This window comes from Streptomyces sp. NPDC055013 (genome assembly GCF_053608645.1).
The window spans coordinates 95,085-114,479 of the sequence record NZ_JBSGVW010000025.1; the positions used below are offsets into that span (position 1 = coordinate 95,085).

At 68.9% G+C, this 19,395-nt stretch carries 15 protein-coding genes; 9 read left to right on the forward strand and 6 right to left on the reverse strand.

Features of this window, described 5'->3' with window-relative positions; genetic code table 11:
• The first annotated feature begins 190 nt into the window (after positions 1 to 190).
• Positions 191 to 484 (forward strand): hypothetical protein, encoded by a 294-nt coding sequence (locus tag ACWGDB_RS27470; protein ID WP_328428111.1) that lies wholly within the window; start codon positions 191 to 193, stop codon positions 482 to 484.
• 8 nt (positions 485 to 492) lie between these two features.
• On the opposite strand, the gene ACWGDB_RS27475 is transcribed toward ACWGDB_RS27470, so the two are convergent.
• From ACWGDB_RS27475 to ACWGDB_RS27485, 3 genes are all read right to left on the reverse strand, one after another.
• Positions 493 to 1,563 (reverse strand): prenyltransferase/squalene oxidase repeat-containing protein, encoded by a 1,071-nt coding sequence (locus tag ACWGDB_RS27475; protein WP_453824861.1) that lies wholly within the window; start codon positions 1,561 to 1,563, stop codon positions 493 to 495.
• Positions 1,560 to 2,294, reverse strand: a complete 735-nt coding sequence (locus ACWGDB_RS27480) for a class I SAM-dependent methyltransferase (protein ID WP_389453236.1) — start codon at positions 2,292 to 2,294, stop codon at positions 1,560 to 1,562. The genes ACWGDB_RS27475 and ACWGDB_RS27480 overlap by 4 nt, the downstream gene beginning before the upstream one ends.
• A gap of 100 nt (positions 2,295 to 2,394) precedes the next feature.
• Complete coding sequence (locus tag ACWGDB_RS27485; RefSeq protein WP_453824862.1) at positions 2,395 to 4,104, reverse strand: glycosyltransferase; 1,710 nt, start codon at positions 4,102 to 4,104, stop codon at positions 2,395 to 2,397.
• A gap of 210 nt (positions 4,105 to 4,314) precedes the next feature.
• Between ACWGDB_RS27485 and ACWGDB_RS27490 the strand changes: the two genes are divergently transcribed.
• Positions 4,315 to 4,932 (forward strand): TetR family transcriptional regulator, encoded by a 618-nt coding sequence (locus ACWGDB_RS27490; protein WP_383236122.1) that lies wholly within the window; start codon positions 4,315 to 4,317, stop codon positions 4,930 to 4,932.
• A gap of 245 nt (positions 4,933 to 5,177) precedes the next feature.
• On the opposite strand, the gene ACWGDB_RS27495 is transcribed toward ACWGDB_RS27490, so the two are convergent.
• Both ACWGDB_RS27495 and ACWGDB_RS27500 read right to left on the reverse strand, forming a co-directional pair.
• A complete protein-coding gene (locus ACWGDB_RS27495) occupies positions 5,178 to 5,411 on the reverse strand; it encodes a ferredoxin (RefSeq protein WP_453824863.1) in 234 nt (77 codons plus the stop codon).
• 2 nt (positions 5,412 to 5,413) lie between these two features.
• Positions 5,414 to 6,871 (reverse strand): aldehyde dehydrogenase, encoded by a 1,458-nt coding sequence (locus ACWGDB_RS27500; protein ID WP_453824864.1) that lies wholly within the window; start codon positions 6,869 to 6,871, stop codon positions 5,414 to 5,416.
• Positions 6,872 to 7,004: 133 nt separating this feature from the next.
• Between ACWGDB_RS27500 and ACWGDB_RS27505 the strand changes: the two genes are divergently transcribed.
• The 7 genes from ACWGDB_RS27505 (at position 7,005) to fxsT (ending at position 17,816) form a co-directional block, all read left to right on the forward strand.
• Positions 7,005 to 7,262: a hypothetical protein gene (locus tag ACWGDB_RS27505; RefSeq protein ID WP_453824865.1), complete on the forward strand. Its 258-nt coding sequence runs from the start codon at positions 7,005 to 7,007 to the stop codon at positions 7,260 to 7,262.
• A gap of 93 nt (positions 7,263 to 7,355) precedes the next feature.
• Complete coding sequence (locus ACWGDB_RS27510) at positions 7,356 to 8,384, forward strand: MBL fold metallo-hydrolase (protein ID WP_453824866.1); 1,029 nt, start codon at positions 7,356 to 7,358, stop codon at positions 8,382 to 8,384.
• A 435-nt stretch (positions 8,385 to 8,819) separates the two neighbouring features.
• On the forward strand, positions 8,820 to 11,009 hold the full coding sequence (locus tag ACWGDB_RS27515; protein WP_453824867.1) for an FxsB family cyclophane-forming radical SAM/SPASM peptide maturase: 2,190 nt from the start codon (positions 8,820 to 8,822) through the stop codon (positions 11,007 to 11,009).
• Positions 11,006 to 11,833, forward strand: a complete 828-nt coding sequence (locus ACWGDB_RS27520) for an aminoglycoside N(3)-acetyltransferase (RefSeq protein ID WP_453824868.1) — start codon at positions 11,006 to 11,008, stop codon at positions 11,831 to 11,833. The genes ACWGDB_RS27515 and ACWGDB_RS27520 overlap by 4 nt, the downstream gene beginning before the upstream one ends.
• 13 nt (positions 11,834 to 11,846) lie before the next feature.
• Complete coding sequence (locus ACWGDB_RS27525) at positions 11,847 to 12,503, forward strand: TIR-like protein FxsC (protein ID WP_453824869.1); 657 nt, start codon at positions 11,847 to 11,849, stop codon at positions 12,501 to 12,503.
• Positions 12,500 to 13,756 (forward strand): TIR-like protein FxsC, encoded by a 1,257-nt coding sequence (locus tag ACWGDB_RS27530; protein ID WP_453824870.1) that lies wholly within the window; start codon positions 12,500 to 12,502, stop codon positions 13,754 to 13,756. The genes ACWGDB_RS27525 and ACWGDB_RS27530 overlap by 4 nt, the downstream gene beginning before the upstream one ends.
• Positions 13,749 to 17,816 (forward strand): FxSxx-COOH system tetratricopeptide repeat protein, encoded by a 4,068-nt coding sequence (fxsT, locus tag ACWGDB_RS27535; protein WP_453824871.1) that lies wholly within the window; start codon positions 13,749 to 13,751, stop codon positions 17,814 to 17,816. The genes ACWGDB_RS27530 and fxsT overlap by 8 nt, the downstream gene beginning before the upstream one ends.
• Positions 17,817 to 17,860: 44 nt before the next feature.
• Here fxsT and ACWGDB_RS27540 read toward each other — a convergent pair whose 3' ends face one another.
• Complete coding sequence (locus ACWGDB_RS27540) at positions 17,861 to 18,706, reverse strand: alpha/beta fold hydrolase (protein WP_453824872.1); 846 nt, start codon at positions 18,704 to 18,706, stop codon at positions 17,861 to 17,863.
• Positions 18,707 to 19,395 lie beyond the last annotated feature (689 nt).

The following is a 19,395-nucleotide window of genomic DNA, read 5'->3' on the forward strand; positions in this document are numbered from 1 at the left end:
GGGTCTGTTCGCGGGCACCTGCGTCTCCCCCCGTGGCTGGGGCAGGATCGTCGGTGATCGCGATGACGGCTGAACGACCTTGCGGGAAACGGCGGTTGAACGTGAGGACCCGTTCGGGTTCCGGCCGGGGTCTTCAACCGCGAGTTCTGGTCAAGGGTTTCAGTCACGCGTCCCGGGCTACCCGCAGGGCATGTCCCCCAGATATCGCAACGGTTCCAACCAGGCCGGCACGGCCATAGCGATCGTCGCTGACGTCATGGCCCTCATCCTGGGCATGTGGATTCTGATGTACCTGCTGGACGCCAACCGGGCGAACGACTTCGTCCAGTTCGTCCATGACGCCGCCCGCTGGCTGGCGGGTTGGTCCCACGACCTGTTCACCTTCGACGAGGAGTGGGCGAGGGTCGTGGCGGGGTACGGCCTGGCGGCGGTCGTGTACCTGTTCGTGGGTCACGCCATCGCCAACCGGGTCCACCGCCACTGACCCGGACGTCAGCCGCAGCAGTCCGGGTCCAGCCCGGTCGGCAGGCGATCCCCACCGAACACCGCGCACGTCGCGTCATGCCCACCCAGCGCGGCGACGGCCAGCAACAGCGACCCGGCGGTCCACGTGGTGAGTTCGAGCGGCCAGATGGCGGCATCCTCGAAGACGTAGCCCGTCCAGTACAGGCCGCTCTCCGGGTCCCGCAGGTGCTGGATCGACTGGAGGATGTCCAGCGCCCGGTCGGACTCGCCCATCGCCCACAGGGCCAGGGCGAGTTCGGCCGACTCGCCGCCCGTCACCCACGGGTTGGGCACGACGCACCGCACGCCGAGTCCGGGCACGACGAAGCGGTCCCAGCCTTCCTCCATGCGGGACTTGGCCTCGGCGCCCGTCAACGCCCCGCCCAGCACCGGGTAGTACCAGTCCATCGAGTACCGGTTCTTGTCCAGGAACCGCTCCGGGTGCCGACGGATCGCGTGCCGTAGCGCACCCGCCGCCAACTCCCAGTCCGGCTGCGGCTCTTCACGCTGCTCGGCGATCGCGAGCGCGCACCGCAGCGCGTGGTGGATCGACGACGAACCGGTCAGCAGCGCGTCCGCCGTCGCCGTGCCGTCGTCGTCGCGCCGCCAGCCGATCTGTCCGCCCGGCTGCTGGAGCTTCAGGACGAACTCGATGGCCGCGTAGACGCAGGGCCACATCCGGTCCAGGAACGTGTCGTCGCCGGTGGAGAGGTAGTGGTGCCAGACGCCTACGGCTATGTAGGCGACGAAGTTGGTCTCGCGCCCGGGGTCGGTGACCTCGTCGTGGGCCCCGTCGTGGTAGGCGGCGTACCACGAGCCGTCCTCGTTCTGGTGCGTGGCCAGCCAGGTGTACGCCCGCTCGGCGGCGGCGTGCTCGCCGGCCGTGTCCAGCGCCATCGCCGCCTCGACGTGGTCCCACGGGTCGAGGTGATGCCCGCGGAACCACGGGATCGCCCCGTCCTCCCGCTGCACGGCGAGGATCCCTGCGACGGTCGCGGCGGCCTGCTCGGCGGTGAGGACCCCGGGCAGGACGAGGTGTTCTGTCCGGGGAGTCGTCACTTGGCGTCCACCCGGGGGAGGTGCGGCTTGGTCGCGTACGCCACGAAGCTCTTGCCGATGAGCGGGTTCAGTGCCTGTTCGGCGACCCGGGTGGCCAGCGGTTTCTTCATGATGTCCCAGACCAGCAGCTTGTGGTACGCCCGCACCGGCAGCGCCTTGTCGTTGTCGACGCCGAACGCGCACTTCAGCCACCAGTACGGCGAGTGCAGCGCGTGCGCGTGATGCGTGCCGTACGGCTTCAGGCCGGCCTCGCGGATCTTTGCGAGCAGTTCGTCCGCCTTGTAGATGCGGATGTGGCCGCCCTCGACCTCGTGGTACGCGTCGGAGAGCGTCCAGCAGACCTTCTCGGGCCCGTAGCGGGGCACGGTGACGGCTATCCGCCCGCCGGGCTTCAACACCCGCACCATCTCGGCGAGTACGCCCTTGTCGTCCGGGATGTGCTCCATGACCTCGGAGATGATCACGACGTCGAAGGACTCGTCGGGGAACGGCAGCGCGAGCGCGTCACCCTCCATCGCCGTGGCGGTGGCACCTTCGGGGGCCTCCCCCGCCTCCTCCATCGCCGCGAACCACTTCGCGACCTCGCGGATTTCCTCAGCGTTCTGGTCCAGCGCCACGACCTGGGCGCCGCGCCGATAACACTCGAACGCGTGCCGGCCGGCACCACAGCCGAGATCCAGAACACGGTCCCCCGGGGCGAGCGGGAACCGGGAGAAGTCGACGGTCAGCACGTGGCCCTGCTTTCGCGGTCGGAAGGGTGGGGGTGGAGGGAGCAGCTGGAGGAGGGGAAGCAGCTGAGGTGGCGGGAGTGGGTGGGCGGATGCACGACGGTCACTGGGCGGCCTCGGACACGCGCGCGGCGTGGCCGACCGAAGCGGCTTCGCTCACGCGGGTGGCCGTGCCGGGGGAAGCACCTTCGGACGCCCGGGCGGGGCCGCCGCCCGAGGAGGCGGGTTCGGTCGCGGGGGTGGGGCTGCCCGCGGTCACGGCCTCGGGCACGCGCGCGGTTCCGCCGGCCCTGACGGGCTCGGAGGCGCGCGCGGCGTCATCGCCGGCGCCTTCGGTCCCCGGCAGGGTGTCGCCCGCCGCGGCAACCCCCGTCGCACGTCCGGCATTGTCGGTCTGCGCGGCGTCGGGAGGGTTCCCTGCCCCGGCACTGCTTGCGGGCTCGGCATCCCGTGCCGCCGCGGAGCGGCTGTTGCTGACGGCTGCGGAGCGGCCGTCGCGGCCCGCCGAGCGGGCTATGGCCTCGCGATAGCGGGACACCGTCCCCTCCGCGGCCTTGGCCCAGGTGAAGTTGCGCAGGACTCGGTCGCGTCCGGCCGCGCCCAGGCGGTCACGGAGTTCGGGGTCGCCGAGCAGGCGGCTCAGGCCGGCGGCCAGGGCGCCCGGGTCACCCGGCGGCACCGCCAGACACGTCTCGCCGTCGCGGCCGGCGACCTCGGGAATCGCCCCGCCGGTCGTGGCGACGAGCGGCGTCCCCGTGGCCATGGCCTCGGCGGCCGGCAGGGAGAAGCCCTCGTAGAGCGACGGCACACACGCCACCTGCGCCGAGCGGACCAGGTCGACGAGCTCCGCGTCGGAGATGCCCTTGACGAACTCGACGGCGCCTTCGAGGCCGTAGCGCTCCACGGCCTGCGCGACCGGGCCCTCCTCGGGCCGCTTGCCGACCACGACCAGGTGGGCGTCGGGGTGCTCGGTGCGGACCTTGGCGAGGGCCTCGACGAGGAAGACCAGGCCCTTCAGCGGGACATCGGCGCTGGACGTCGTCACGATGCGGCCCGGGACCTGCCGTACCGAGGGATCCGGCGAGAACAGGTCCGTGTCCGCGCCGATGTGCACGACGTGGATACGGTCCTGCCGGACGCCGAGATGGTCGACGATCTCCGCACGGGACGTACCCGACACGGTCAGCACCGACGGCAGCCGGCGCGCGACCCGCTTCTGCATGCGCGTGAAGGCGTACCAGCGGCGTACGGACATCCGCCGCTTCCAGCCCTCCGCCGCGTCCAGCTCCAGCTGCCGGTCCACGGTGATGGGGTGGTGGATGGTGGTGACGAGGGGCGCGCCGACGTCGCCCAACAGGCCGTACCCCAGTGTCTGGTTGTCGTGCACCACGTCGAACTCGCCGCGCCGGGCGCGCAGATGGCGGCGGGCGCGGAGCGAGAACGTCAGCGGCTCGGGGAACCCGCCGGTCCACATGGTCGCCACTTCGAGCGCGTCGACCCCGTCGCGGTACTCGTCACGCTTCGGCGTGCGGAAGGGGTCGGGCTGGCGGTAGAGGTCGAGGCTGGGGAGCTCGGTGAGGCTCAGCCGGCCGGCGTACTCCGCGCCCTCGTCGAGCACCGGGTAGGGCTGGGAGCCGATGACCTCGACGCGGTGCCCGAGGCGGGCCAGCTCGCGGGAGAGGTGCCGGACATAGACGCCCTGGCCGCCGCAGAACGGGTTCCCTTTATAGGTGAGAAGCGCGATGTCGAGCGGTCGCTCGCCGTCGGCGGCAAGGTCCGTCGGGGACCCGGCCTCCCTGGCCTCAGCGGTCACTCTGGGCCCCCTTCTCCCTGCACTGTCCCGCGAGATTACGCCGGGACGCTAATCTAGAACAAGTTTCAGACTTGATCGTTCAAGAGGCTCTGAATCTACCGGCAGGTAGCGCCGCTGTGAGCGATGGATCAGGTGATTCACGCCACGGCCCAGGCGCTGGCATGCTCTGTCCGGTCACTCACCCTCACCGACTGTCACGGAACGGGATCCATGCCTGCGGAAGTCAGTAGCGCGAGCCCCGCCTCACCGCCCCTCACCGAGCGGCAGGAGGCCCGCCGTCGGCGCATCCTGCACGCCAGTGCGCAGCTCGCCAGCCGGGGCGGTTTCGACGCGGTGCAGATGCGCGAGGTCGCGGAGTCCTCGCAGGTGGCGCTCGGCACGCTGTACCGCTACTTCCCGTCCAAGGTGCATCTGCTGGTCGCCACGATGCAGGACCAGTTGGAGCACATGCACGGCACGCTGCGGAAGAAGCCGCCACAGGGGGAGACGGCTGCCGAGCGGGTCGCGGAGACCCTGATGCGGGCCTTCCGCGCCCTGCAGCGCGAGCCGCACCTGGCCGACGCCATGGTGCGGGCCCTGACCTTCGCCGACCGCAGCGTCTCCCCCGAGGTCGACCAGGTCTCCAGGCAGACCACGGTGATCATCCTGGACGCGATGGGTCTGGAGAACCCGACGCCCGAGCAGCTCTCCGCGGTCCGCGTCATCGAGCACACCTGGCACTCGGCACTGATCACCTGGCTGTCGGGCCGTGCCTCGATCGCCCAGGTGAAGATCGACATCGAGACGGTGTGCCGGCTGATCGACCTGACGGCACCCCCGGACGCATGAAGGACCTACGAGACGGGTTCCCTTCGCCGGTATGGTCCGGATCAGGTGCTGGGGGTCGCCTTCCGGCCCGACTGCTGCCTTCCGGCCTCTCAGCCCGGACCGTCGATGTCGGCCCCAGCGGAAACCGTCTGCTTCTCGCCAGAGTCGGCTACTCCGGTTCGGACTCCCTCACTCGTCCCGTAGGCCGGTTTCCAGAATAGAACATTCGCCCGGAAATGAACCCACTGAAAAGGGATTTTCTGGTGCTATTCCTCCGGCGGAAACACCGGCTCCCCGCTCCCCAGCAGCGTGATCACGATCGCCTCCACCGGGCAGCTCTCCGCCGCCGCCAGAATCGTCTCGTTCGCGTCGGTCTCCGGGTCGGCCGGATGGGACTGGCGGGCGGTGTCGAGGTTGAAGCCGTCGGGGGCGTGGTGGACGCACTGGGCAGAGCCGATGCACACCGACCGGTCGACCTCGACGTGCCAGCGGTCGCCCATCCCTACGCCTCCCAGCCGGCCGGCAGGTGGATCATCTTGTGCTCCAGATACTCCCCGTACCCCTCGGGCCCGAACTCCCGCCCCAGGCCGGAGCTCTTGTAGCCGCCGAACGGGCCCAGCATGTCCAGGCTGAAGGTGTTCACCGAGTAGGTGCCGGTACGGACCTGACGGGCGATGTCGATGCCGTGCGCGGTGTCGGCCGTCCAGACGCTGCCGCTCAGGCCGTAGTCGGAGTCGTTCGCGATCTTGACGGCCTCGGCTTCGTCGCCGTAGGGCAGGAGGCAGATCACCGGACCGAAGATCTCCTCGCGGGCGATGCGCATCGAGTTGTCGACGTCCCCGAAGAGGGTCGGCTCGACGTACCAGCCCTTCTCCAGCCCCGCCGGGCGCCCGCCGCCGGTCAGGATCTTCGCGCCCTCTTCCTGTCCGATGCGGATGAAGTCGAGGTTCCTGCGCTGCTGGCGCTGCGCCACCAGCGGGCCCACCTGGGTCGCCGGGTCCAGCGGGTCGCCGACCACCAGCGCGCCGGCCGCCGCGGCGAAGGCCTCGGCGAACTCGTCGTAGCGGGAGCGCGGGAGCAGGATCCGGGTCTGGGCCACGCATGCCTGGCCGTTGTTCATCCAGGCCGCCGGGACGACACCGGCGACGGTCGCCTCGACGTCCGCGTCGGGCAGCACCACGGCCGCCGACTTGCCGCCCAGCTCCAGCGTCACACGGGTGAGGTTGCGGGCGGCGACCTCCATGACGCGCTTGCCCGCCGCCACCGACCCGGTGAAGGAGACCTTGTCGATCCCCGGGTGCCCGACCAGGTACTCACTCACCTCGCGGTCCGCCGGGAGGATGGACAGCACGCCCTCCGGCAGCCCGGCGTCCTTCGCGATCTCGGCGAGGAGATAGGCGTCGAGCGGCGACTCCGGGGACGGCTTGAGAATCACCGTGCAGCCGGTCAGCAGCGCGGGCGCGAGCTTGGCGGCGGCGACGAACTGCGGGACGTTCCAGGGCACGACGGCGGCCACGACCCCGACCGGCTCGCGCCGCACGAGGATCTTCCCCAGCACGCCGTCGCGCGTCTCCTCGTACGTGAAGTTGCGCGCGACCGTGATCGCCGAGTCCCACACCATCATCGCGCCGAGCGCCTGCGCGAGGACGCTCCAGGAGTACGGGGAGCCGTTCTCGGAGGAGATCACGCGGGCGATCTCCTCGTGCCGCACGGCTATGGCGTCCTTGATCCGCGTGACGACCTCGATCCGCTCCTCGAGGGTCGTCCGCGGCCAGGGCCCCTCGTCGAACGCCTTGCGCGCCACCGCGACCGCCCGGTCGACGTCGGCCGGCGAGGCGTGCGGCACGCGTCCGATGACCTCTTCCGTGTGCGGCGAGATCACCTCGATGACGTCCTTGCCCAGGGGGTCGGTCAACTCCCCGCCGATGAACAGCTGTCCGTGTTCCACGAGCTCGGTCATGGCGACTGCCTCCCCTGAGCGGGACTCTGACGATCCATCAGATACACGGCACTGATACCAGTTCCACCCGGAGGAGTCCACGGAGCGCACACACCTCGCCCCTACGCTCAGCGGGACAGCGAGGGGGCATGCCATGGCAACGCACGTGCGCGACCTGACGGTGTTCGCCACGGCCATGGTGGTGGCCGTCGGCGGCGCCGCGTGGATGGCATCGACCTGGGCCGATGTCGAGCGCGGCAACGAGGTGTCCGTGCACCGGGAGAAGGAGAGCCCTGACGAGATCAGGAAGTTCTGGACTCCCGAGCGCATCAGACGGGCCGAACCCGTCGAGATGCCGGCGTGGGACCCCTGCGAGCACTTCCCCACCCTGCTCTCATCGGACTGCTGGTGACGGCAGGGGTAGATGACTCGGGCTCCCATCGGAACCTGTTCTAGTTATAGTGGGCCGGTCGGCCGGAAACGTGTCGCGGCGATTGGGGAGCCCATGGCGCAGGTGTACGACCACGGCGGTGGCGTGCGGTCCATCCAGGTCCCCATCCCCGACAACCCACTCGGACACACCCTCGTCTACGTCGTCGACACCGACCGCGGCCCGGTGCTGATCGACACCGGCTGGGACGATCCGGCCTCCTGGGACACCCTCGCCGAGGGCCTGGCGGCCTGCGGCACCGCGCCCGCCGACATCCACGGCGTGGTGATCACCCACCACCACCCCGACCACCACGGCCTGTCCGGCAAGGTGCGCGAGGCCTCCGGCGCCTGGATCGCGATGCACGCGGCGGACGCGGCGATCGTACGGCGCACCCGCACCACCCGACCCGAGCGCTGGTTCTCCTACATGGCGGCCAAGCTCACGGCGGCCGGCGCCCCCGACGCGCACGTGGCACCCCTGCGCACGGCCCGCCGCCCGAGCACCCTGCCCGGCTTCTCCCCAGCGACCCCCGACCGCGAGATCGTCCCCGGCGAGCTCCTCGACCTCCCCGGCCGCCGCCTGCGCGCGATCTGGACCCCGGGCCACACACCGGGCCACGTCTGCCTGCACCTGGAGGAGGACCACCCGGCCCAACTCCCCGGCCACGGCCGCCTGTTCTCCGGCGACCACCTGCTCCCCGGGATCACCCCGCACATCGGCCTGTACGAGGACCCCGACGACACCACCGTCACCGACCCCCTCGGCGACTACCTCGCCTCCCTCGAACGCGTCGGCCGCCTCACCCCCGCCGAGATCCTCCCGGCCCACCAGCACACGTTCACCGACGCCCCCGCCCGCGTGAGCGAGTTGCTGACCCACCACGAAGACCGCCTCACCGACCTCCTCACCCTCCTCGCCGCTCCCCTCACCCCCTGGCAACTCGCCGAACGCATGGAGTGGAACCGGCCGTGGGACCAAATCCCCTACGGCTCACGGAACATCGCGATCGCGGAGGCCGAGGCCCATCTGCGGCGACTGGTGAAGCTGGGGCGGGCGGAGGCGGTGGCGGGGAGTGAGCCGGTGGCGTATGTGGCGGTGTGAGGACACCGGGTGAGTTCAGGTGGTTCGTCGCGGCGAAGGGCTCCTCACAAGGCCGTTTCGCTCGAACGGTTGGCCGGAGGTCGTCTTGTCATGGGCCTTGCGCGAATGCAGCATGAAGGTGTCGAGTTGCCGACGCCGCTGCCGGAATACCCAGTACGGGACGCGACACAAATGCGGGTTTTAGGGATGGTCCGGGGCGCATCACCCGAGGGGAACTGTCATGCAAAGCGACGTAGAGAACCGCGCCGCCGCACGACCAGTGGGTGAAGCCCGTCGTACCGCGAGCAGCACCGCCTGCCCCGACCGTGTGCCCCTGTGGAGCCTGAGTCATCGAGGTGAGCGACAGGTCATGCGGGTCTCGTCGACCGGCAGCCCCACGTCCGCAGGATTTCAGTCCAACGTCTGAGACGGAACGCGGACGACGTGCCAGCGCTCGTGACGATACGGCCATTCCGCCAGTTCGTGATGAAGGTCCACAGCAGGTGCGACCTCGCCTGTGACCACTGCTATGTCTATCGGCACGCCGATCAGAGCTGGCGCCGTCGCCCCCGGGTGATGGCGCCACGCATCGTCCGGGCCACCGCCGAGCGCATCGCCGAGCACGCGCGAGCCCACCGGCTGCAGCGGGTGACGGTGGTGCTGCACGGCGGTGAGCCACTGCTCGCCGGACCCGAACGGCTCGCTGCCCTGGCCCGCGAACTTCGCCGCTCGCTGGACGGCATCGCAGTACTCGACCTCCGTATGCAGACCAACGGACTGCTCCTCGACGACGAGTTCTGCGCACTGCTGGTACGTGAGCGCATCCGCGTGGGCGTCTCCCTGGACGGAGACCGGGCGTCCCACGACCGTCACCGGGTGAGGGCCGACGGATCGGGGAGCTACGACGACACGGTGCGAGCGCTGCGACTGCTCGGGCAGACAGCCCACCGTCCCGCGTTCGCAGGCCTGTTGTGCACCGTCGATGTCCGCAACGATCCCGAGGCGGTCTATGGCGCTTTGGCCGACGTACGCCCTCCGCGCGTGGACTTCCTTCTCCCGCACGCCAATTGGGACCATCCGCCGGCCCGTCCGCAGGGCACCACGGACTACGCGGATTGGCTGATCACCGCGTACGAGCGGTGGAACCGGGACGACAGGCCGTTCAGCATCCGCGTCTTCGAGTCCGTGGAGGCAGCGGTGATGGGCGAGCCCGGCTTCACCGAGGCACTCGGGCTGGGCAGTCCCGATCTCCTGGTGATAGAGACCGACGGGGCGATCGAGCAGGCCGACTGGCTCAAGACGGTGGCCGAGGGCGCCCCGGAGACCGGCTATCACGTCCTGGTCAACAGCTTCGACGAGGCGGCCCGGCACCCCGGCTTCCAGGCTCGAAGCCTCGGCCTCGACGGACTGGCCGACCAGTGCAGGGCGTGCCCGGTGGTGAGCATCTGCGGCGGAGGGCTCTACGGTCACCGGCACAGATCCGGCACCGGCTTCGTCAACCCCTCGGTGTACTGCGCCGACTTGCTCAAGCTCATCCAGCACATACAGTCGACCACCCCTACGACACAGCTGCTGGCCGTGCCGCCGGCCGACATCGGCGCGCTCACGGTCGGCGGCGCACCGGAGCACGCGGCCGTACTGCGCCTGTCGAAAGCACAGTTGGACCTGCGCCGCTCGATGCTGGCGTATCTGAACCAGGCCGGCGTCGGCTCGGAGGAGACCTGGCAGGCTCTGCTGGACCTCGACGGTCCCGACCTCGACCTCGTGCTCGCGGATCCCGCGGTCCACTCGTGGGCGGTGGCGGCTTGCTCCGCCGACACAAGCGGGAGGGCCGTGCCGGACACCGCATTCCTCGCGGGAATCGCCCTGGCCGCGGCACTTCGCTCAGGGCAGCGTCTGAAGCTCGCGGTCCCCATGAGCACCCCGGGCATCCTGACCCTGCCCTCGGTCGGCCGGCTACGGATGCTGCCGAACGGGGTATCCATCTCGTCCGAGAAGGGGATCCGGGTGGGTACCGACGACGGACGCGTGTGGCGGGCGGACGGCGGTGGGGCGATCTGGGAACCCGTACAGAATCTTTCGGCCGGGGGGTTCGACGTGTCACTGGAGTCGAACACCCTTCGCCCGACGGCTGCCAGGTCGCCGGCCGACCTCGCGGCCAAATGGCGGCGGCCCCTCGAAGCGGCCTGGGAAGCCCTCTTCCATCAGCACCCGTACCAGGCTGCCGCCCTGGCAGCCGGTGTGAAGACACTGGTGCTCCTCGACAGGGAGCCGCCGCAGAACGCTTCCCGACCGCCATTCGGCGCGCTGGCGCTGGCACCGCCCGGCACCACCCCGGACCTCGTGCTGGCCCTGCTCCGGGAATGGCAGTACGCGAAGTTCGCGGCCCTGCGCGACCTGCATGACCTCGGCGGCACGGGGCAGGAAACGGCGCTGCGAGAGGCCTACGCTCACCTCGCCGTGGCTCGCGTATGGCACACCCGTCCGGGGCCGACCGCCCGGGACCTGGCAGCCACGTGGGGGAAACGCTCGCTCGCCGCCCTGGATGCCTTCGCCTCCGAGACCGACGCCGCCCCGGCTGCCACCGGCCTGCGCCTCGCAACGGAGATCAGAGCAGCCGCCGACTCGCTGATCGCCGCTCCATGACGGCGGCGTACACGAGAGGCAGGCTCACCGATGATCTTCGGTCCCTCGGGCTGCGTCCGGGCGACATCGTCCTGGTGCACTCTTCACTGCGCCGGATCGGCCCGACCGAACGAGGGGCGGCAACAGTCGTAGAAGCCCTGCGCGCCGCTGTCGGCCCCGAGGGGACCATCGTCGTACCGACGTTCACAGTGGCCAACTCCCTGTCGTCCCCCATCTACCACGAACGCACCAGAGGCATGACCGCTCAGGAGATCGACGCGTTCCAGGAGGCCATGCCAGGGTTCGACCCCGCCATCACGCCCAGCACCGGAATGGGCGCCGTCTCCGAACTGGTGCGCACCACGCCGGGGGCACGGCGCAGCGCGCACCCGCAGACGTCGCTGGCCGCGTGGGGGCCGCGGGCCGAGGCCATCACCCGGCGCCACCCCCTCAACTGCCCTCTCGGGAAAGACTCTCCGCTGCAACTCCTCTACGAGCTCGAGGCGCGCGTCCTGCTGCTGGGGGTCGGCTTCGAGTCATGCACGGCCTTTCACCTCGGCGAGTACAGCTCGCCCGCCCCGCCCATGGGCGTCTACGAGTGTGTGGTCGCCGATGGCCGGCACGCGGACGGTCAACCCGGGCGACAGTGGCGGTCGTTCGAGGCCGTGGCCTTGGACGACCGGGACTTCGGGCGCCTCGGGGGGTGGCTGGAGCACCAGCGCACGGACACGGGGCAGCGCGTGGTGCGGCGCGGTCGGGTGGGCGGCGGAATTGCCCGGCTCCTCCCTCTGGCTGATTCGGTGGACTTGGCTGTGGAATGGTTCAAGGAACACCGCACGGGCTGAGGGGGCAGCGCTGGTGACCGAATCCCACTTATCGGGCCGCCCGGCTGACAGCCAGGATCTGTACTTTTTCCACAGTTATGCACAGTTGCCCAGCGCCGCAGGCCTGCGTGCGCCGGACGAACGACAGGAGGCATTCCATGCGCTGCTGTGCCAGTTCGTCCTGCAACTGACCACGCACGACGGGGAAACTCCGATCGGTTTCCTCGACAAGCGCATGCCCCTGGGCGGCGAGTGGGAGAAGCATCTGAAGGAGGCACTGGCGACCTGCCGGGTCTTCATGCCGGTGTATTCGCCTCGCTATTTCGCCAGTCACTGGTGCGGGATCGAGTTCGACGGCTTCCTCCGACGGCAGGCCGAGCACCACCGCAGTGAGCGCTACACCGTCAGCGCGATCGTGCCGGTGCTGTGGACGTCTCCCGGCAGGATCGTGCTGCCCGAGGTCGTCGAGCCGTTCCAGTGGTACAGCCTCGACCTCGGAGAGGACTACCGGCGCATGGGGCTGCTTGGTCTGATGGAGGCGGGCAAGTGGCGCGTCTACCGGCGAACCGTGTGGCGGCTCGCCGAGCGGATCGTCGACGTCGCCACGGCAGCCCGGCTCAAATCCTGCGACGTCAGCCTGTTCGACGGTCTGGGCAACGTCTTCACGCCACGTACTCAGGGGGACTCATGACGGACTCGACTCCGGTCTTCTTCCTCAGCTACGCCCGCACGCCGGGGCCCCAGGGGGCCGACGCCGACCGGCCGGTCTTCTCCTTCTTCGAGGAGCTCAGCGAGCAAGTGGCCCGGTTGACCGGCGTTCCCGTGGAGCATGCCGGCCACGTGGACCGTCCGGACGCCGCATCCGATGGATGGCTCTCGAAGCTGACAGCCAGCAGTGTCTTCGTCCCGCTGTACTCACCGCGGTACTTCACCGATCCGCTCTGCGGACGCCAGTGGACCGCCTTCAAGCGACGCGTGGGCCTCGACTACGGCCGGGCCGTGGTCCCTGTTTTGTGGATCCCGCCCACCCAGGGCACCACACTGCCGATGGCCGCCCTCGATATCCCCACGCACCTGCCGCGCGAGGGCGGGAAAGAGGAACAGCACGCACAGGACCGCTACGCCGAATCCGGCCTCTACCGGCTCATGGAGATGGAGGAGGAGGACCAGCGCGCCTATCGCGCGGTCCTGGGACGACTGGCCCAGCGCATCGCACGGGCGTGGGAGGACACACCTACGCGGCCGGTCAGCATCGAGCGGCTGACCGATCGCCGCGGTCTGGTGGACGCGTTCGCGGCCCAACCGTCGAGGCCGACCCTGCGAATCACGGTTGTCGCGCCGACCGCCGGCCGACTCCCGCCGGGGCGTGAGGCAGTCTCCTACGGACCGGACACCGAGTCATGGCGGCCCTACCGCACGGCGCGTGGCACGCTGACCCAGCAGGCTTTCGCTCTCGCCCGCAATCTCGGCTTCGAGCCGGAACTGATCCCCCTCGAAAAGGCCTACGAGAGCATTGCCTACGACAGTTCCGCGCGCGAACCCGTCAGGCCCATCGCTCCCTCCATGCTCGTGGTCGACGCGTGGGTACTGGGCGATCTCAGGATCGCGGAACGGGTGCAGCACATCGTCCGGGCCGACCGGCCGTGGCTGGCGGTGATGGCAGTGCTGGCCGAGGACGACCCACAGACCCGGAGCAATGAGGCACGACTGCGGGCGCTGCTGGAGACGACGCTGTCCCGGCACCGGCATCTGGGCGAGATGCCCCGCGCCGCTCGCGGTACGGCCGCACGGGGCATTCCGAAGGCCGATGCCTTCGCCTGGCTCTTCGCGGAGTTGGCGAAGAGTTGCTATTTGCGGTATCTCGATTCCATCCAGGATGTTGCCCCGCGCCCGTCGGCCGACCCGGCGGCGAGTCCCGGGGTTCGGAGGCTGACCAGTGACTGACGTGAAGGGCGCGGATGAGATGGCGGGGATGCTGACTCCGGGTCCGGAGGAAACGGCCCGGGGGAAGGTCGTCACCTTCTACTCGTACAAGGGCGGCACCGGCCGCACCATGTCCCTCGCCAACACCGCCTGGATCCTGGCATCGGGTGGAAAGCGGGTGCTCGTCGTCGACTGGGACCTCGACGCGCCCGGCCTCGACCGCTTTCTGCATCCCTTCCTGGACCGCGACCGGTTACGGACCGCGCAAGGCATCATCGACCTCTTCCTGCACTTCAACCAGACCGTGCTGGAGCAGCGGAAGCAACCGGAACCTCACGCACAGGACGAGTGGGAGACCGCCGAAGCGGCCTGGGTGGCCACCCAGGCCCATTTCAACCACTGCGTGATCCCGATCGACTGGGAGTTTCCCGGCGGCGGCCGGCTGGACTATGTCTCGCCCGGCACGCAGAACAAGGAGTACCTCTCGGCGTACTCGCAGTTCGACTGGATGCATTTCCTGGACCACACCTGGCACGGACCGGTCTTCGTCCAGGCCCTCAAGCGCGAACTCACTCAGAATTACGACTACGTCCTGATCGACAGCCGCACCGGTCTGAGCGACGTCTCGGAGGTGTGCACGGTGCTGCTGCCGGACGCCCTGGTCGTCGCCTTCACACCCAGCAGCCAGGGAATGGACGGCGCCGTGGCCGTGGCGCAGAAGATCGAGGGTCTCTACGGCTATCGGGGGATCCGCATCATTCCGGTCCCTATGCGCGTGGAGGACGCGAACGGCGAGGCCGACCGCCTGGAGGCGGCACGGGAGCAGATGCGGGCGAAGTTCGCCGACATCGTGCGCCGCCACTGCGCCCTGGAAGCCCAGGAGTACTGGGGCAAGGTCGAGATCCCTTACCGGCCCTTCTACGCCTACGAAGAACTGCTGGCCCCCTTCCGTGATGCCCCGGGCAGCCCCACCTCGCTGCTCGCCGCTTGCGAACGGCTGACCGATGTCATCTCCCAGGGCGAAGTCACCGCGCTTCCCCGCTTGGACGATGCCGAGCGCAAGCGGGTTCTCGCTCTCTACAAGCGGCCCAGACCGCTGGAGAACACCACAATCCATGTCAGCTTCGCCCCGGAGGACCGCACCTGGGCCGACTGGATCGAGTTCACCCTCAAGTCCGTTGGTTTCCAAGTACGTCTGCTCTCCAACGGCACCACCACACCGCCGCCGCGAACCACCGGCAAGAACACGGTGGAATCACCCACCCGGACCATCGCGGTCCTCTCCCAGGCCTACCGACGGTCCGCGGAGACACGTGCGGTGTGGGAGGCGGCCGACACCGTCGACGACCTGGGAAATCGGCGCAGCCTGGTTACCGTCCGGGTGGACGACGTACGGCTGAGTCCGCCGTTCTCCGAGCGCACATCCGCGGATCTGTCCCGATGCGGTGCCGATGAGGACGCTGCCAGGCAGACGCTGCTGAATGCCGTGGAGGCTCCGGCCCAGACGTTGTTCAGCCCGGCCGTCACGAGCGACGGTGGTCCTCGCTTCCCCGGAGCCGAGCCCGCGGTGCTGTCTCCGGACATGCCCATCCGCAACCCGTCCTTCACCGGTCGCGAGCAACTGCTGGAGTTTCTGCGCGAGCGGCTGCTGGCCGGCGACGGCACGGTGCTTCTGCGCGGAATGGGTGGCGTGGGCAAGACGATGCTGGCAATGGAGTTCGCCCACCGCTTCAAGAGCGGTTACGACGTCGTGTGGCACGTCCAGGCCGATCAGCGAAACCTTGCAGTGGAACAGTTCGCGGGGTTGGCAAGCTATCTGAATGTTGCCCAGCGCAAGAACCCGACGGCGACGGCCGCCGGAGTCAAGGATGCGCTGCGTCTGGGGCGGCCCTACAGCCGATGGCTGCTGATCCTCGACAACGTCGAGCACGTGAACGATCTGTCCGACCTCCTGGTGAGCAGCAAGTCCGGCCACATCCTGGCCACCAGTCAACGCTCCGAGGGCTGGGAGCGGTATGCGGAGATCGTCGACGTCGGCGTCTTCAAGCGCGCGGAGAGCGTGTTGCACCTCAAGCGCAGGCTCACCGAGTGCAGCACCAAGGAGGCCGACGAAGTGGCCTCCGCCCTCGGCGATCTGCCGCTCGCCGTCGAGCACGCGGCTGCCGTGCTCAAGGAGAGTGGCCTTCAGACCCGTGAATACGTGAAGCTCCTCGAGCGCCAGCCCTCCACCGACACACCCGATCTGGGCCCCGAGAATCGGGTACTCGACCTCTCCCAGACCTGGAAAGTGGCCATCGATCAACTCAACAAGAACTTTCCTCCGGCAGCTCAACTGCTCAAACTGGCTGCCTGGTTCAGCCCTGAACCGATCTCCATGAATCTGCTACAGGGCACGCAGATCGCACAGTCCCTGATCGGCCCGAGCACCTCGGGCGATCAGGAGTTCCGGCCGCGCGCCTTCGACAGCACGGAGATGATCGCTCGGGCGTTCCGGGAGCTGAGCCGTCTCTCACTCGCCGCAGTGGACCGCAAGTCGAGCAGTCTCCGCGTGCACCGACTGGTGCAGCTGTCGGTGCGCCAGAACATGACGGACGAGGAGCAGGAGGCCACCCGGGACGTCGTGTTCCGCACCCTGGTGGCTGCCCGTCCCGAACAGGACGACCCAGAGGACCACCACACCTGGGAGCGCTACCGCATCATCTGGCCGCACTTGGGAACTCCGTGGGCCCTCACTACACCCGACTACGGCATCCGAAAGCTGATCGTGGACCGGGTACGCCAGTTGCGTCGCCGCGGTGAGCTGAGGCAAGCGCACGACCTCAGCACTCGCGTGCATCAGGGCTGGCTCGAACACAGCGGGCCCGACGAGCGCTGGGTGCTCCACATGGGCTTTCAGATCGCCAACATTCTGCGTGCTCAAGGCAGGTACAAGGAGGCCTTGGACATCGGCACAGATGTACTGAGGCGCCAGGAAGCGGCCCTGGAGAGCCCCTACGATCTCCATATCCTCATGACCTCCGGCGGTGTGGCAGCCGACCTGCGTGGTCTGGGCCGCTATGGGGAAGCACTGGAACGCGACCGCCTCAACCACGAGAGGTTTCTCGAGTTGTTCGGCGAGGACCATCCGCGCAGCCTGGTGGCGGCCAACAATCTCGCGGTGTGCCGACGGGTGTTGGGGCAGTACTCCGACGCGCTGTCGCTGGACCGCAGAACGATGGAAACCCGGAACAAGATCCTGGGTGCGGAACACCCCTACACGCGGGAATCGACCGTCAACTACGCCCGCAACCTGCTCGACTGCGGCGATTACGCCGGATCCGAGCTTCTGTTGCGACGTACCTACGACCACTGTCTGGACAACAAGGAGTTCGGCCCGTCCTCTCCCACCACCATCAACGCGGGGAGGTCGCTTTCTGGAGCCCTGCTCCACCTGGGCCGCGCCCAGGAGGCGGAGCAGCTGACGCGCACGGTGCTGGCCAATCTGCCCTCCGAGGAGGGCTCCGCCTCTCCCAACCGGCTGCTGCTCCAACTGGGACTGGCCGGGATGCTGGGCGCGCAGGGCCGTACCGAGGAAGGCTGCGATCTGGCACGCCAGGTCCTGGACGACTGCCGTCGGCTCTTCCATGACAAGCACCCCTACACGGTGGCTTGTTACGCGAACCTGGCCGTGCTCCTTTACTCGGCCAACGAGGTGGCCTCCTCCCTGGCCTACGCAGAGCAGGCGGCACGGGCCTTCGCTGAGATCTTCGACGACGACCACCCGTTCACCCTGATGTGCCGGATGAACCTGGCCAATGCCCAGGCCGCACTGGGGCAGCGGGAACGGGCCCGCGCGACGTACGAGGAGGTTCTGGACCGGCTTGGCGATGTCCTCAACGACAACCAGCACCCCGCCCCGCTGGTCTGCGCCGCCAACCTCGCTGTGGTTCTGAACGAACTGGGAGAGGCGGAGGCCGCCGAGCGCCTTCGCGAGGAGGTGCTCGGTGCGCTCACCGCGCGGCTCGGAGCCGACCACCCTCGGGCTCTCGCCCTGCGCAAGTGGAGTCGCTCGGGCTGGGAGTTCGACCCTCACCCGATCTGATCTGCGGGGAGGGGGCGCTCCCTGGGCTTCAGCGAGCGCCCCCGCTACACGGCGGCCCCGAAGCGTTCGCGGGCCCGGTCACGAAGCCACGCGAGTATTTCCGGTACGGCCGGCAGTGCGGCGAAGTGCGCCGCCTCACGCTTCAGCACGGGTGTCGCTGAAGGGATGCGGGCGGCCAACCATCGAAAGTGGCCAACTGGCGAGAAGGTGTCGTGTTCGCCATGCCAGAGCATGGTCGGGACTTCGACGATCTTGCCTGGCTCGAAGCCCCAGTCCTGTCGGAACGACAGCACGTCGTCCAGCCAGCCGAATGAGGAATGCACGGCGCTGGCCTGGTAGTTGGCCAGGAGTAAGTGCCGGATGCCGCCATGTCCCACCACTAGCCTGTCGGCCGCCGGCATCTCCGGGGTTAGCCAGGTCAGCAGTGATTCAGGGTTGTCCCTGATGGCATCCGCGTTGCTGGCCAGGTTGGCCCTGAGGCGATCCAGACATGCCGCGGAGCCGTCGCTGAGTGCCTCGGAGGCGGTCCTGTAGGCGTCGATATTGGATTGGGCCATCCCGTCATACCAGTCGAGCCCGTCGGCATCCGGCGGCGCGATGCTGACCAGCGCGGCAGCACTGGCCACCCGGTCCTGAAGCAGCGCCGCGCAGGCCAATGCATGCGGCCCGCCACCAGAACGGCCGAGCACGGAGAACGGTCCGAGATTCAGGTGGTCGGCGATGGCCTGCACATCCGCCGCAGAATGACGCACGGTGCGGCCTTTTAACCGATGCGACTCCCCGTACCCCGGCCGGTCATAGGAGATGAGCCGAATACCCAGTTTGTAGAGAACGCTGGTACGTGGACGCGGCCCGACCCTGCTGCCCGGAGTGCCATGCAGCAAGAACACCGGGTGTCCCTTCGGGTCCCCCGACGTCTCGAAGAAGAGCAGCCTCTCACCGTCGCCGCTCTTGACACTTCCCAACACCAGGTGTGCCTCCCGTCGCCAGCGCCGCGGCCGCCCGGAGCGGGACCCAGAGAACCAGCTTCCCGCCCACCAGGGCGCCAGTCGACACACAAACCAGCCGTCATGTAGCGACGGACCAAGGGTTTTATGCAAGACGCACTGTCATGGGGTGACGGTTGCGTGTCCCTGGGGCCACTCGCACCGACCAAACGGTAGAGGATTCCCACCCTCCGGCGGACCATTCCAGCCATGCCGGGGGCCATTCGGCGCAAAATGCACGTTTACTTTGACAGCGCAGTGATCACAAGGACGCAGGTCGGCAATCATGCCGCCCATATGTCGTACCCACATGATGGGGTCGCCCGATACACAGTGCATCCTGACGTCGCCCGATAGCGGTCCAACCGCGAGGACGGCCCGACGCCCCGACGGGACCCACGCACACCCTCCCAGTGGAGCTCGGCAACACCGGTCGGCCGTCATGGGCGAAATCCAGCCGAACCGGCAATCCCCGGCCCCGATTGACGCGAGGGCGCTTCGGCGACCCACAGCCAGCTCTCAGCGCCTGTTTACCGCCGGGTAGAGTGGCCGCGTCGTCATCACACCCGTACGGGGGAAAGCCGGTGCAAATC

Bases quoted from the DNA above. Each gene is read 5' to 3' on its own strand.
- ACWGDB_RS27470 (WP_328428111.1), top strand. From the start codon at position 191: ATGTCCCCCAGATATCGCAACGGTTCCAACCAGGCCGGCACGGCCATA.
- ACWGDB_RS27490 (WP_383236122.1), top strand. From the start codon at position 4,315: ATGCCTGCGGAAGTCAGTAGCGCGAGCCCCGCCTCACCGCCCCTCACC.
- ACWGDB_RS27495 (WP_453824863.1), bottom strand. From the start codon at position 5,411: ATGGGCGACCGCTGGCACGTCGAGGTCGACCGGTCGGTGTGCATCGGC.
- ACWGDB_RS27500 (WP_453824864.1), bottom strand. From the start codon at position 6,871: ATGACCGAGCTCGTGGAACACGGACAGCTGTTCATCGGCGGGGAGTTG.
- ACWGDB_RS27505 (WP_453824865.1), top strand. From the start codon at position 7,005: ATGGCAACGCACGTGCGCGACCTGACGGTGTTCGCCACGGCCATGGTG.
- ACWGDB_RS27510 (WP_453824866.1), top strand. From the start codon at position 7,356: ATGGCGCAGGTGTACGACCACGGCGGTGGCGTGCGGTCCATCCAGGTC.
- ACWGDB_RS27520 (WP_453824868.1), top strand. From the start codon at position 11,006: ATGACGGCGGCGTACACGAGAGGCAGGCTCACCGATGATCTTCGGTCC.
- ACWGDB_RS27530 (WP_453824870.1), top strand. From the start codon at position 12,500: ATGACGGACTCGACTCCGGTCTTCTTCCTCAGCTACGCCCGCACGCCG.